Source organism: Cellulomonas sp. ATA003, assembly GCF_031582905.1.
GTDB lineage: Bacteria > Actinomycetota > Actinomycetes > Actinomycetales > Cellulomonadaceae > Pengzhenrongella.
Window position 1 is genome coordinate 3475783 of the sequence record NZ_CP133990.1, and the last position, 13179, is coordinate 3488961.

Here is a 13179-nt window from a genome sequence, read left to right on the forward strand (position 1 = left end):
CCGACAGCTGCCGGGCGGGCTACCTCCCGAGCGGAGACAGGTCGAGCGCCGACTCGGCGACGGCGACCACGGACCACGCCGAGCCGTCGTCCGCGGTGAGCTCGTAGGCCGGGAGGAGCGCCGTGGCGCCGTCGGGCTGGACGTGCTGGGTCAGTCCGAGGCGCGCCCCGGTCAGGGTCACCGTGGTGACCGGCCAGGCGAACGGCGACCCCGGCTGCACGGCGGCGGGTGGCGAGCCGGCCGGTGCGGCGGGACCCTCGGCGAGCGCCGCGGCGTCGTCCGCGACCGGCTCGTCCGGTTCCACGGCCGGCCCGGTCGCGGTCCTGGCCTCGGCCGCCATGACCGGTCCGCCGACGCCGCCGCCGAACCGGGGGTCGGTGAGGCGCGCGACGGCCGCGGACGGGCTGACGACGTCGTAGGAGCCCAGCGGCACCAGGGGCGCCAGCGCTCCGTACAGCGACTGCACGGCGTCCCCCACCAGCGTCATGCTCCACACGTTGCCGGTGCGCTGCCCGCCGATGATCCCGTACGCGGTCACGTAGGCCGCCGACGGGACGCCGGCGTCCGCCACCTCGTACTCGAACGCGGCGGGGTTCGCTCCGGTCGCGGCGACCACCTCCCGCGCCCGCGCCACCGCGGCATCCCCCTGCAGGGCCGCGGTGGCGGCGGGCGGGCAACCGGGCCCCGCGGGCGCCGAGCCCGACGACCCCGCGCCGTCGCCCGCGTCGGGCGTGGCACCACCCTCCGGCGCGACGTCGGGCGCCGGCTCGGGCACCGGCTCCATGCAGCGGAACGGGTCCGTCGCCGGGTCGTAGAACATCACGCTCGCGACGCCGTCGGGCTGCAGCTGCAGGCTCGCCGCGCTGCCGTCGAGCGGTCCGACGGTCCAGGTCACGCCCTCCAGCCGCGGCTCCTCCTCGAGCCCGAGGGACGACGCCACGACCGACGCCGTCTCGGCCCCGAACACCTGCGCCGGGTCGTACGCCCACGCCTCCGCGACCCCCGCCTCGTCGGACAGCCCCGCGCCGCGGAACACGATCCGGCCGCCCGACCAGGGCAGCGAGGTCGCCGAGGCCGACCCCTCGGGGCCGGCGATGCGGGTGTCCGCGGCGACGGGTGGGCCGCCCTGCCCGGTCGTGCCCTCGCCGGTCGCACCGGCCGGTCCGGGCAGCATCACGGTCGCCGTCGGCACCGAGCCGCCGTCACCCGCGCGCTCGCCGAGCGCGAACCCGGCCGAACCCACCACGAGCGTCCCGGCGGCGACCGCGGCGACGGCCGCCCACCGGCTCGGCCGCCGGGCCGCGCGGGCCGCTGCGAGCTGGTCCCGGCCGCCGGACACGACGAGCGGCCCGTCGGCACCCAGCCGCGCGCGCACCGCGGCGTCGAGCACGTCCGTGTCCGGGGTGAGCCGGGCGGCGGGGTCGGCCGCCAGCAGCCGGTCGAAGGCAGAGTCCGGCGCCGACTCGGGTGTCGGGTCGGGGCGGTGCTCGGACACGGTGCTCTCCTCCATCGGCCGTCGGTGCGGCTCTCCGCCCCGTCTGTGTCACCGGTCCCTGGCATCTTGCACGACGCCGTCACCGGTCCCGCTGCGGCGTCAGCGGGCGAGCCGCTGCGCCCAGACGTCCCGCAACCGCGCGCGTGCGCGGGACAGCGCGGCGTCCGCGCCCCGCGCGAGATACCCAGGACGTCGGCCAGGGCCTCTCCCGTCAGCCCCTCCCACGCGTTGAGCAGCAGGATCCGTCGGTCGCGCGCGGTCAGCGCGGTCAGCACCTCGCGCACGTCCTCGTCCACGAGCGCCAGGGACGCCGGGTCGGCGTCGTCGGCCTCCTCCGGCACGTCCCCGACCGGCACCGGTCGGCCCTTGCGGCGGTGGTTGGCGAGCACGTATCCCGCGGTGCGGTACAGCCAGGGCAGGACGGCGTCGTCCGGCACGTCGTCGCGGCGGCGCCACGCGATCGCGAAGACCTCGGCGGTGAGGTCGTCGACGTCGTCGTGCGGGGCGCGGCGGGCGAAGTAGCGGTAGAGCGCGGTCGAGTGCGTGCGGAACACCGACTCGAACCAGTCGTCGTCACGCAAGGCCACGCCGCACTCCTGAGCTCGGGGCGGATCACCGACGTGCACCGCCCGGATCCCTCACCGCACTGTCTCCTACCCGCGCTGCCCGTGCACGCACCACGGCCGCCGGGGCGCGTGCGTGTCGCCCGGACGGACCACCGACGTCCGGCGAGCGACGGGGCAGGCCGGCCGCGTCGTCCCTCATGCGGCACCGGGAGCAGCCGATGAGAGCGGCATGACGATGGTGGACGACGCGGCCGCCCGGCCGGTGCAGGCAGAGGTGCTGCGGCTGCTCGCGTCCGACTGCGCGCCACCGCTGTGGGGCATCCCGTGCGCGGCGCGTCCGGCCGCCGGGCTCGTGCACCTCGACGGTCCGTGCGGGTGCTTCCGCGGCGGTCCGCCCCCGTCTTCGCGTCCGTGCCGCCCTCGCACTGAGCCCGGTCGCCGCGATGCGCGGCAGGATGACGGGATGACGACCTACCTCGCGACCGTGACCGTGACCGTCGTCGGCGACCTGTCCGCCGAGGAGGCCGCCGGCATGAGCGACGCGCTCGGCGCGTCCGACCACTCGGTCATGCCCGGGCGGGTCGTGCTGCACGTCCCGGGCGAGGCGCCGGACCTCCTCACGGCGACGGCCGCCGCGCACCGTCATGCCGCGGAGGTGCTCGACGAGTACCCGTTCGAGATCGACGTCGAGGAGCACCCCGCCTTCTGACCGCCCTCTGACCGCCGGACGTCAGTGGGCCGGCGGCCGACCAGCGGTTGGCCGCCGGACCGACCCGGACGCACGAGTGCCCCGGCCGATCCCGGCCGGGGCACTCGTTCACGCTGCGTTCAGGGGCAGGAGCCTCAGAGCGGGCTGATGTTCTCCGCCTGCGGGCCCTTCGGGCCCTGCGTGACGTCGAACTGAACCTTCTGGTTCTCCTCGAGCGTCCGGTAGCCGCTCGTCGTGATCGCGGAGTAGTGCGCGAACACGTCGGCGCCGCCGTCGTCGGGTGCGATGAAGCCGAAGCCCTTTTCGGCGTTGAACCACTTCACGGTGCCAGTAGCCATAGCTGTTCTCCTTCGGAGCGTTGGGCGATCCCGACTCTCGGGACCGCTCGTCGCAGTGTTCGTCGTCCGCTCCGGTAAGAGACAGCGCACGCGGCCCGGAGGCCGCACGCATCAAGACGTGCAAGCACAGCAACTTCGAGTTGAGCGTAACCCATGACCGCCCGATGCGGGAGGCCGACTGCGCCACAGGTTTCGCGCGGCCGTCCCGGCGCCCTCGGCGGGCCGCCCGCCCCCTCACGCGGCGGCGGCGTCGCCCTCAGGCGGCGTCGTCCCTCAGGCGGCGTCGCCCCTCAGGCGGCGTCGCCCCTCAGGCCGCGGCGGCGTCCCCGGCGACCCCGAGCTCGTCCAGGAGGTACAGCAACGCCCGGGCGTAGGGGTTGGGCTGGATCTCGGCGCGCAGCCGCGGCCAGTCGATCTGCTCACGCAGGGCCCGCGCGACCGGCAGCAGCCGGCCCAGGTCGCAGTAGTGCTCACCGAGGACCCGCATCTTTGCCGAGAGCACGTCGGTGGCCGCGAGCACGGGCATGCGGACCGCGAGCACCTCGAGCTCGTCGCTGCGTGCCAGCAGCGCGTCGTCGACCGTCTCCCCGCACATCCGGAACAGGACGTCGACCAGCGCACCCTCGTGGTACGCCTTGAACAGCCAGTCCTCGACGGGCACGACGACCTCGAGCCCGGCGTCCGCGAGCGCGGCCTTGGCGCGCTCGACGTCGCCCTCGCGGATGACGAAGTCGGCGTCATGGCTGGGTTCGGGCGCACCGCGCGCCCATGCGGCGTAGCCACCGCACAGGGCGTACGGGACGTCGGCCCGGTCGAGGGCCACGGCGGTCATCCGCAGCCCGTCGTGGAGGGCTGCGCGCTCGTCGTCGGGCATGCACGGAGGTCTACACGACCGGATGCGGGAGCGCAGGTCGGCAGGCACGATCGGGCGATGCGGCTGGCGACGTTCAACATCCTCCACGGACGCTCACCGGTGGACGACCGGGTCGACCTGGACCGGTTCGCGTCCGGCGTCGCCGCGCTCGACGCCGACGTCCTCGGCCTCCAGGAGGTGGACCGTGACCAGCCCCGGTCGCACGGCGCCGACCTCACGGCGGTCGCCGCCGAGGCGATGGGGGCGCCGCACCACCGGTTCGCGGCGACCCTCGCGGGCACCCCCGACCTGTGGTCCGCGGCGACCGGGGACATGCAGCCCCGGACCGCCCTCTACGGGATCGCGCTGCTCAGCCGGCTGCCCGTCCTGAGCTGGCACGCGCTCGCCCTGCCCGCGCTGCGCGGGGCCGTCCCCGTGGTGTTCCCCGGTCGGCGCCGTCCGACGCTCGTCCGCGACGAGCCGCGCGCGGCGGTGGCGGCGGTCATCGACGCACCCCCGGGGCCGGTCACCGTGGTCGCGACGCACCTGACGTTCATCCCCGGGTGGAACGCGGTGCAGCTGCGCCGCCTCGTGCGCCTCGTGCGGGACCTGCCGCGGCCGGTCGTCCTCATGGGCGACCTCAACCTCGTCGGCGCGTCACCGGCCCGGATCAGCGGGATGCGACCGCTGGCCACCGCACCCACGTTCCCGGTGGCGAAGCCGGTCCGGCAGCTCGACCACATCCTGGGTGACGGTCCGCTGACGCCCGTGCGCGGCGACGCCGTCGACGTCGGGCTCTCCGACCACCGCGCGCTCGTCGCCGAGGTGCGGGTCGGCCCGGCGGACGCGGACGGTCAGGACGTCACAGGTCGTCCTCGAGCTCGAGGCTGAACCACACCGTCTTCCCGTTCGGGCCGGCCTCGACGCCCCAGTCGCTCGCGAGGGCCTGCACGAGCGCCACCCCGCGTCCGTTGAGGTCGGACGGCTCGGGGTGCCGGACGACCGGGGTGGTGACGCTGTCGTCGCGGACGCTGACGTAGACGTGGGTCGCGTCCGACCACGCCCGGACCCGGATCGTGCCGTCGGCGGGACCGTGGACGGCGGCGTTGGCGACGACCTCCGCGGTGAGGAGCTCGACGATCTGGTTCTGCGCGCCGGTCACGCCTGCTGCGGCCGTGACGTGGATGACCCAGTGCCGCGCGAGCCGCGCCGACGAGCGCTGGGCCGGGAGCTGCAGCTCCTCGCTCGCGTCGGACGCCGGAACGGGGTTGCGCGGCGCGTCCTCGGGGAGCCCGCCGACGATGAGCCGGAACGGTCGCGTGCGACGCTCACCGTCCTCCGAGCGGCGCGTCATGACGGCGCCACCGCCGCGCGCAGGGCCGGACGTCCGGGGCGCCCTGTCGGGTGGACGGCGCAGCGGCGCAGAGGAGGGCGAGACATGGCTCCACTGTGCCCGACGGGACGGCAGCCGTCGCCCTGAACGACCCGGGTCGGTCTGCCCACGGTCAGCGCAGGGTCATCGGGAGGTCAGCGGGTGCCGCTCGGACGGCATGAGAGCCCACAGCACCGGGTACACGATGATCTGGCTGCCGGGCAGGACCATGAGCGCGAGCACGAACAGCAACCGCGCGGGCCACGGGTCGAGCCCGAACCGGCGACCGAGCCCCGAGCAGACCCCGCCGATCACACGGTCGCCGAGGGGGCGGGACAGGCCTTGACGGGCGAAGGACTCGTGGACGTTCACGGGGGACTCTCCGGGGTGGGTCGGTGCGTGCGCTCGGACGTCCCGAGTCTGCCCGGACACCGGTCGCCCCCACATCCGGGAGCACCCCGGTCCGGACCCTGACCCACCCCGGGATGTCACCCGAACGGCTCATCGTCACCCCCGGCAGCCGCCGCTACTCTGGCGCTCCCAACCCGGTCGGCAGCCCTGCGCCGACGTCGCGCGGTGGCACCACCTGTCACTTCTCGACCGGGAGACCCGATGTCCCTGACCCTCCGTGCGCCTGCCGTCGCGGTGCCGCCGCCCGCACCCGCGCCCACCGGTGCGACGGTCGCCCTCACCGCGCCGGCCGCCCCCCGGACCGGCACCGCGGACGCGCACGACCCCCTCCCTGCCGCGGACGCCCTGGGGCGCCCGGGAGGCGTTGGACGCACTCGCGGAGGCACGCCTCGCGCTCCCGCTCGTGCTCGACCACCCGCGGGTGGTGAGCGCCCTCACCACGGTGGTGCTGCGGGCCGGCCACCACGCGGTGAAGGTGTACCCGCCCGGCACCGATCCGGCGCACCTCGCCCGCACCGCAGCCGCCTTGACCGGCACGAGCACCGCCCTGCTGCCCCTCGCGGACCCGGTCGTGACGTCGTCCGGCGTGGTCAGCGTGTCCCCGTGGCTGACGGACGCGCGACCGGTGGGGTGGGCGCGGACCGGCGCCCTGCTGCGCGCCTTCCACACCGCGCACGCGGCGGCGGACGTACCCGACTGGCTCCCCCTGCGCCGCCTCGTCGCCCTCGCCCCCGACCTGCCCGACGACGCCGCGGCCGTGCTGCTGGGCGCGCGGGACGCGCTGCTCGACGCCCTGGCCCGCCTGCACTCGCCGCTGGGCGTGGGCGTCGTCCACGGTGACGTGTCGCCGGCCAACGTCATGCGCGGGCCGGGCGGCCCGGTGCTCATCGACCTCGACTTCGTGGCGCGGGCACCGCGCGAGTACGACCTCACCAGTGCGGCGCGGCGGTTCACCGCGGGCGAGATCGACGCCGCCACGTACCGGGGCTTCTGCGACGCGTACGGCACCGACGTGCTGGGCTGGGACGGTCGCGTGGTGCTCGACCGCATCGCGCTGCTCGGCGGCGTGGCCTTCCGCCTGTGGGACGACCGGCGCCACGGCGTGGGCCACGGGTGGCTGGACGACGCCGTCCGGGAGTGGCGGACCCCGCTGTAGGCGCGACCTCCTCGGGGGCGGGGTGGTGCCTCCCGCACCCGGGTGCGGTGCGGGGTCTGCGGGCTCAGCGCGGGGCGGGCAGTGTCCGCAGCCAGGCCGCGAAGGACGCGTTGTTGACCGTGCGGTCCCGCCGCTCCTGCACGTACCGCAGGGCGTCCTCACCGCTGAGCCCGAGGACCTCGCGCACGATCAGCGACGCCATGAGGCCGGACCGGTTGCGGCCGAAGGTGCAGTGCACGAGCACCCGGTACCCGTCGTCGACGAGCCCGGCGACGAGCGTGGCCAGCCGCAGGGTCACGGCCTGGTCCGGGACGTCCTCGCCGTCGACGAGCGGGGCCTTGAGGTAGACGAGGCCCTCCGTCGCGCCGGCCGGCGGGTGCGCGTCGGGGTCGGCGAAGTCGATCACCGCGGTGATGCCGGCCCGCCGCACCCAGTCGAAGTCCACCGGGCAGCCGCCCTGCCACAGCGACCCGGGGACGAGCTCGGTGGGCGGGTCCGCCGGCGGGACGCCCGGCAGGTCGACCGGGTCGGTGGTCAGGGTCAGCTGTTCGGTCACGCCCCGGAGGCTAACCGCGCCCCGGGTCCCCGGCGCGGCGAGGCGGGTGACGCCGATGTGGGTGGCGGCACCTACCCTCGGGCCGTGAGCAAAGTCGACGCCCAGCGCGCCATGAAGGTCGCCCGCAATGCCCGGAGCGCCGCGGAGGGGACGGCCGCGCCCCGTCCCGCGGCCGCAGCCGCGACGCGCGCGCCGGCGGCAGCGTCGCCGGCACCGACGTCATCGGCACCGACGCCGGACGGCGCAGCCCTCCCACCCCGGCCACCGGGCCGGGGCTGTGCGGCCACCGCAACATGGCCGGCAAGGAGTGCCGCCGACCGGCCGGCCACGCGGAGAAGAGCCACCGCTACAGCTGACGCGGCTCCGCGAGCCGGACGCGCACGCCGTCGGGCACCGGGTGGAAGGTGACGGCGGACAGGTCGGGGACGACGACGTCGCCGTCGATCTCGTCGGCCCGCATGGTCGTCGTCAGCGCGATCGTGGTCGCCCCCGCGGCGCGCGCCGACGCGATCCCCGCCGCGGCGTCCTCGGCGACCACGCAGTCGGTCACCTCGACACCCAGGCGCGCCGCGCCGGTGCGGAACGGCTCCGGGTCCGGCTTGCCGCGGGCGACGTCCTCCGCCGCGACCAGGACGTCCGGCGCGCGCAGACCGGCGGCGCGCAGCCGCGCGAGGGCGAGGTCGCGCGTGCAGGACGTGACGATGGCGCAGCGCCCCGTCGTCACCAGTACGTCCAGCGCCTGCGCCGCGCCCGGGAGGACCTGGATGTCGTCGGTGTCCTCGAGCTCGATCTCGATGACCCGCCGCAGCGCACGGTCGCGGTCCTCCCGGGGGCGGTCGCCGAGGAGGGAGTCCACGAGGTCGCGCGCCGGGATGCCGTGCAGGTGGTCGAAGTCGACGGCGGGGATGCCGTACTCCTGACCGACGCGCGTCCACGCCCGCACCACCGACGCCACCGAGGAGATCAGCGTGCCGTCCATGTCGAACAGGACGGCGGCGAACGTGCGGTCGAGGGGGTCGTCATGCCGCCAGCGTGCCACGCGACCGCCGGGACGGGCCGGGCGCGCGGAACCGTGTGAGCACACCCACGTCCGTCTCGCCTTGCCGGTCCACCGAGGTGAGTGTGTACTCACTCAGTGCCCTCCCCCGTGTCCCACCTCCCCGCCTCGCCGCCGACCGCGCCGCCGAGCGCGCCGCTGACCGCGCCCGACCAGGCCCGGTCCACCGCCGACGCCCGGCGCGCGACCGTCGTCGCGTGCGCGGTCCGCGTCTTCGCCCGTCGCGGCTTCCACAGCACGCCGGTCACCGCGGTGGCGGAGGCCGCCGGGATCTCCCAGGCGTACGTCTTCCGGCTGTTCCCGAGCAAGGTCGAGCTCTTCGTCGCCGCGCTCGAGCACTGCTACGCGCTGGTCCGTGCCGAGCTCACCGCCGGCGCCTCGCGCGTGCCGGACGGCTCTCCCAGGAGGTCCTGCGCGCGATGACCGAGGCGTACGCCGGCCTGGTGACCGAGCGGGACCTGCTCATGCTGCAGGTGCACGCCCAGAGCGCGGGGGACGTCCCGGAGATCCGGGCGGCGATCCGCCGGGGCTACGGCTCGGTCGTCGAGCACGCCCGCGCGCTGTCCGCCGGGGACGACGCCGGCGTGCAGCGGTTCCTCGCCCTGGGGCAGCTGTGCCACGTCGTCGTCGCCGCCGGGCTCGAGGACGTCGACGCGGAGTGGGCGCGCCTGGTCACGGGCGACGTGCCCGACGTCGCCGCCGCGCGCCTCGACGGGAGCCCGTCATGAGCCCCGCCACCGCGGTCGCCGGTGCGGCCGGTCCCGCCCGCCCCGCCGGTCCTGCCCGCCCCGCCGGCACCGCCGGCCCCGCGGCCGACCACACCGACGCTGCCGGCCCCGCGGCCGACCACACCGGCGCACGCGATCGCGCGCCCATCGTCTTCGTGCACGGCGTCCGCACGTCGTCCGCGATCTGGGCGCACCAGATGGCCGCGATGGCGCGCTCGGGCCACCGGTCCGTCGCCGTCGACCTGCCCGGGCACGGCACCCGGGCGCACGAGCGCTTCACCCTGGCGGGTGCGCTGGAGGCGATCGGCCAGGCGGTCGACGCGTTCGACGTCCCGCCGCTCGTCGTCGGGCTCTCCCTCGGCGGCTACTCGACGCTCGCCTACGCCGCCCGGCACCAGGACCGGATCGCCGGAGTGGTCGTGGCCGGCTGCTCGACCGAGATCCGCGGCAAGCCCGTCCGCGCCTACCGCAGCGTCGCCCACCACGTGGCGCGCACGCTGCGCCCCAGCGGCGGCACCTGGCACATCGTCTCGGACATGCTCGAGGCGATGGGCGGGCACTCCTCGCTGGCGGACCTGCGACGCCTCCTGGTGCCGGTGTGGATCGTCAACGGCCGCCGCGACGTGCTGCGCCTCGAGGAGCGGCGCTACCTCGCCGCCCGCCCCGGCACCCGGCTCACGGTGGTCCCGCGGGCCGGGCACGACGTCAACAGCCACGCGCCGATCGTCTTCAACCGCATCCTGCTCGACGTGCTCGCCGAGCTGCGCACCGCCGCGGCGGCCATCGCCCGCGCGGTGCCCGTCGCGCCGGGACCCACGCAGGGCGCCGCCTCGCTAGCGTGAGTCCATGGCCAGCCCGAAGACCCCAGCGGTCGAGCTCGACGTGCGCGGACGGACGGTCCGGATCACGAGCCCGGACCGGGTGGTCTTCCCCGGACCGGGACTGACCAAGCTCGACGTCGCGGAGTACTTCGTGGCCGTCGGCGACGGCATCCTCGGGGCCCTGGAGGACCGCCCGACGACGCTCGAGCGCTGGCCCAAGGGCGTGTTCGAGGGGCGCGCATGTCGACCCGCTCGGACTCGACGGGCGACGCGTTCTACCAGAAGCGCGTCCCGCAGGGTGCGCCGGACTACGTCGAGACCGCGCGGATCGCGTTCCCCAGCGGGCGCACCGCCGACGAGATCGCCCCCACCGAGCTCGCGGTGGTCCTGTGGGCGGTCAACCTCGGCACCCTCACGTTCCACCCATGGCCGGTGCGCCGCGCCGACGTGGAGTCCCCCGACCAGCTGCGCATCGACCTCGACCCCCAGCCGGGCACCGACTTCGCCGACGCCGCCCGCGTCGCGCCGCACGTGCGCGAGCTGCTGACCGAGCTCGGCCTGGAGGGCACACCCAAGACGTCCGGTGGCCGCGGCATCCACGTCTTCGTCCCGATCGAGCCGCGGTGGACCTTCACCCAGGCCAGGCGGGCCACCATCGCGCTCGGCCGCGAGCTCGAGCGGCGGCTGCCGGACCAGGTCACCGTGAAGTGGTGGAAGGAGGAGCGCGGCCAGAAGATCTTCATCGACTACAACCAGATGGCGCGCGACCGCACCATCGCCTCCGCCTACTCCATCCGCGCCAACCCACGCGCGACCGTCTCTGCGCCGCTGCGGTGGGACGAGGTCGGTGAGGTGCACCCGGACGACTTCACCGTCCGGACGATGCCGGCGCGGTTCGCCGAGGTCGGTGACCTCTACACCGCGCTGACTCCCGGGGCCACGACGGCGTACTCGATCCAGCCGCTGCTCGACCTCGCGGACAAGGACGAGCGCGACCACGGCCACCAGGACCTGCCGTACCCGCCCGAGTACCCCAAGATGCCGGGCGAGCCCAAGCGCGTGCAGCCGAGCAAGGACCGCGACCGGCCCCGCGACGCCTGACGCCCGCCCACCGGGCCACTGAGCCGCGCGTGCCACGCGTGCTGCGGGGCTCCGCGCACCGATGTGGCCAAGACGGCGCCGCGCCGCGGTACCGATCCGCGCCCGGGAGGCGCACACTGGTGGGTGATGTCCTCACAGCCCACCGGTCGACGCCGGCACCTGCCCAACAGCCCCTTCAACGCGGGGCGTGAGGCCGCTGCGCGACCGCCCGAGCTCATCCCCGTCGGCACGCGCGTCGCCCACGAGCGGTACGGACTGGGTCGCGTCGTGGCGGCCGAGGACGACCGCACGGTCATCATCGACTTCGGTGGTGGCGAGGTGCGCCGAGTGAACCTCGACAGCTCCAAGCTCGAGACCCTCTGACCCCGGCGGCCTCACCCCTCGGTGCCGTACTCCCAGTGCCAGGGCTCCTGAGGCCCTGAGCCGCCCGGCTCCATCGCCTGCAGATGGTGCCAGCCGAACCGTGCCGCGTTCTCCTGCATCCACAGGTACGCGGGCGCGGTGAAGTCCCCGACCCCACCGAATCCGCCGAGGTCGACGGCGAGCCCGCGGCCGTGGTTGGAGCGTCCGGGCGTCGCCGCGAGCGCCCCGCGGGAGGCCTTGACCGACACCTGCGCGGCGAACGACCGGTAGGTGCTCACCACCCGCAGGTCGTGCCCGACGTCGGCGCGGTACGCCGCCGCGAGCGCGTCGAACGCCGCTGCGGCGTCACAGCGCAGGAGGGCCTCGGGGGCGGTCTCGACCCCGCAGAGCACCTCGACCGGGATCTCGCCGTTGGGCGCCTCGGCGGCGACCGCGACGCGGCGGGCGGTCTCCGCGGCCTGCGCCTGCGCGGCCTCCTCCGCCAGGCGGGCCTCCTCGGCGGCCACGCGCGCGGCCTCGGCCGCGGCGACGGCGGCGTCCGCGGCGGCCCGGACCTCGACGGCCAGGTCGGTCACGTGCTGAGCCGCGGCGAGCACCTCCGCGGTCACCGCGAGGTCGAGCACCGGCGGCGGCGCGTCGGACGTCGCCCGGGGCGCGGTGCCCGACGACGGCGCGGTGCCTGACGACGGCGTGGTGCCCGACGACGGCGCGGTGCCCGACGACGGCGCGGTGCCCGACGACGGCTCGGTGGTCGCGTCCACGCGCGGGGCGACGTCGGCGCGGGCGTTCCCGTGCGACTCGGAGATGACGGGGGCTGCGGGTACTGCGGGACCCGGTGCTGCCGGTACTGCCGCCACGGTGGGGGCGGGCGCGGCTGTGGGACCAGAGACGTCCGGAGCGGTGGGCCCCGGGGCGGCGGGTCCTGTGGTGGCGGGACCTGTGGCGGCGGGGCCGGCCTCGACCGGGACGTCGTCGGGCACGGGGACCGCGGCGGCGACGGGCGCGGGGACCGCGGTAGCGACGGGCGCGTCGGGCGACGCGCCCACCGCGGCGTCGACCTGCTCGGCGTCGAGCGGGCGCGCGTCCACGGGGCTCAGCGGCACGGGTGAGGCGTCGATGAGGGCCACGAGCGCTGCGGTCGCGGCGTCGAGCGGCTCCAGGGTGTCGGCGGGGACGTCGGCGGCGGCGCTCACCGCGACGGCATCCGCGGCCTCGACCGCCGCCCGGGCCGCCTGGAGCGCCTCGGTGCGGCGCGCGGCGGTGTAGCGCGCGAACCCGACCCTGAGCCGGTCGACCTCCGCCCGTGCGGACCGGTCGCGACGCGCCTCCTCGGCGCGGACGGCGTCGTCGGCGGCGACCGCCGCGGCCTGCGCGCGGGCGAGTGTGCCCGCGTCGTACGCCTGTGCCGCGCACCCGCCGAGCAGGAGGCCTGCCAGCACCGCGGTGGCGGCCCGCATGCGGGTCGGGCGTGGGACGCGTGCGCCGGGCCGGTACGGCCGGGCCACCGTGGCGGTGTGCGGGGTGACCGAGGGGTGAGCGTGCTCCATGGTGCGCGTGTGCCCTGGGGGTCCGGCGCCGTCCGCACCCGGGGGCGCGGCGGGGCTGGTGGCGCTCGGCAGGGGCCCCGCCCCTGTCCAGTCGGCGGGCGGGGGC

Annotated in this window: 15 protein-coding genes and 2 pseudogenes; 8 read left to right on the plus strand and 9 right to left on the minus strand. The window is 76.2% G+C overall.

Features of this window, described 5'->3' with window-relative positions; translation table 11 throughout:
* Positions 1 to 19: 19 nt before the first annotated feature.
* Both REH70_RS17225 and REH70_RS17230 read right to left on the minus strand, forming a co-directional pair.
* The gene (locus REH70_RS17225) at positions 20 to 1495 is read right to left on the minus strand and encodes a hypothetical protein (RefSeq protein WP_310754482.1); all 1476 of its coding nucleotides are present in this window, start codon (positions 1493 to 1495) and stop codon (positions 20 to 22) included.
* Positions 1496 to 1719: 224 nt separating this feature from the next.
* Positions 1720 to 2121 (minus strand): annotated as a pseudogene (locus REH70_RS17230) (RNA polymerase sigma factor); the annotation flags it as partial.
* Positions 2122 to 2524: 403 nt separating this feature from the next.
* On the opposite strand from REH70_RS17230, the gene REH70_RS17235 reads away from it, so the two are divergent.
* On the plus strand, positions 2525 to 2770 hold the full coding sequence (locus tag REH70_RS17235; RefSeq protein ID WP_310749187.1) for a hypothetical protein: 246 nt from the start codon (positions 2525 to 2527) through the stop codon (positions 2768 to 2770).
* A 134-nt stretch (positions 2771 to 2904) separates the two neighbouring features.
* Here REH70_RS17235 and REH70_RS17240 read toward each other — a convergent pair whose 3' ends face one another.
* Positions 2905 to 3108, minus strand: coding sequence for a cold-shock protein (locus REH70_RS17240; protein ID WP_310749189.1), 204 nt, complete (start codon positions 3106 to 3108; stop codon positions 2905 to 2907).
* Positions 3109 to 3415: 307 nt separating this feature from the next.
* Positions 3416 to 3982, minus strand: a complete 567-nt coding sequence (locus REH70_RS17245; protein WP_310749191.1) for a nucleotidyltransferase family protein — start codon at positions 3980 to 3982, stop codon at positions 3416 to 3418.
* A 57-nt stretch (positions 3983 to 4039) separates the two neighbouring features.
* Here REH70_RS17245 and REH70_RS17250 point away from each other — a divergent pair, with 57 nt between their 5' ends.
* Positions 4040 to 4852 (plus strand): endonuclease/exonuclease/phosphatase family protein, encoded by an 813-nt coding sequence (locus REH70_RS17250; protein ID WP_310749193.1) that lies wholly within the window; start codon positions 4040 to 4042, stop codon positions 4850 to 4852.
* Here REH70_RS17250 and REH70_RS17255 read toward each other — a convergent pair.
* Positions 4824 to 5315 carry an ATP-binding protein gene (locus tag REH70_RS17255; protein WP_310749195.1) on the minus strand — a complete coding sequence of 164 codons (492 nt, stop codon included), beginning with the start codon at positions 5313 to 5315 and terminating at the stop codon, positions 4824 to 4826. The two genes, REH70_RS17250 and REH70_RS17255, sit on opposite strands and share 29 nt — an antisense overlap.
* A 162-nt stretch (positions 5316 to 5477) precedes the next feature.
* A complete protein-coding gene (locus REH70_RS17260; RefSeq protein ID WP_310749197.1) occupies positions 5478 to 5705 on the minus strand; it encodes a PspC domain-containing protein in 228 nt (75 codons plus the stop codon).
* Between the two features lie 403 nt (positions 5706 to 6108).
* On the opposite strand from REH70_RS17260, the gene REH70_RS17265 reads away from it, so the two are divergent.
* On the plus strand, positions 6109 to 6900 hold the full coding sequence (locus tag REH70_RS17265; protein ID WP_310749199.1) for a phosphotransferase: 792 nt from the start codon (positions 6109 to 6111) through the stop codon (positions 6898 to 6900).
* Positions 6901 to 6964: 64 nt separating this feature from the next.
* On the opposite strand, the gene REH70_RS17270 is transcribed toward REH70_RS17265, so the two are convergent.
* Positions 6965 to 7456 carry a dual specificity protein phosphatase gene (locus tag REH70_RS17270; protein WP_310749201.1) on the minus strand — a complete coding sequence of 164 codons (492 nt, stop codon included), beginning with the start codon at positions 7454 to 7456 and terminating at the stop codon, positions 6965 to 6967.
* A gap of 346 nt (positions 7457 to 7802) precedes the next feature.
* Positions 7803 to 8495, minus strand: a complete 693-nt coding sequence (locus tag REH70_RS17275) for an HAD-IA family hydrolase (RefSeq protein ID WP_310749203.1) — start codon at positions 8493 to 8495, stop codon at positions 7803 to 7805.
* Between the two features lie 108 nt (positions 8496 to 8603).
* Between REH70_RS17275 and REH70_RS17280 the strand changes: the two genes are divergently transcribed.
* The 5 genes and pseudogenes from REH70_RS17280 (at position 8604) to REH70_RS17300 (ending at position 11526) form a co-directional block, all read left to right on the plus strand.
* Positions 8604 to 8936, plus strand: a complete 333-nt coding sequence (locus tag REH70_RS17280; RefSeq protein WP_310749205.1) for a helix-turn-helix domain-containing protein — start codon at positions 8604 to 8606, stop codon at positions 8934 to 8936.
* On the plus strand, positions 8933 to 9241 hold the full coding sequence (locus REH70_RS17285) for a hypothetical protein (protein ID WP_310749207.1): 309 nt from the start codon (positions 8933 to 8935) through the stop codon (positions 9239 to 9241). The genes REH70_RS17280 and REH70_RS17285 overlap by 4 nt, the downstream gene beginning before the upstream one ends.
* The gene (locus REH70_RS17290) at positions 9238 to 10083 is read left to right on the plus strand and encodes an alpha/beta fold hydrolase (RefSeq protein ID WP_310749209.1); all 846 of its coding nucleotides are present in this window, start codon (positions 9238 to 9240) and stop codon (positions 10081 to 10083) included. The genes REH70_RS17285 and REH70_RS17290 overlap by 4 nt, the downstream gene beginning before the upstream one ends.
* A gap of 4 nt (positions 10084 to 10087) precedes the next feature.
* Positions 10088 to 11163 (plus strand): annotated as a pseudogene (ligD, locus tag REH70_RS17295) (non-homologous end-joining DNA ligase).
* Positions 11164 to 11289: 126 nt separating this feature from the next.
* Complete coding sequence (locus REH70_RS17300) at positions 11290 to 11526, plus strand: hypothetical protein (RefSeq protein WP_310749211.1); 237 nt, start codon at positions 11290 to 11292, stop codon at positions 11524 to 11526.
* A gap of 11 nt (positions 11527 to 11537) precedes the next feature.
* On the opposite strand, the gene REH70_RS17305 is transcribed toward REH70_RS17300, so the two are convergent.
* Complete coding sequence (locus REH70_RS17305; protein ID WP_310749213.1) at positions 11538 to 12983, minus strand: M15 family metallopeptidase; 1446 nt, start codon at positions 12981 to 12983, stop codon at positions 11538 to 11540.
* Positions 12984 to 13179 lie beyond the last annotated feature (196 nt).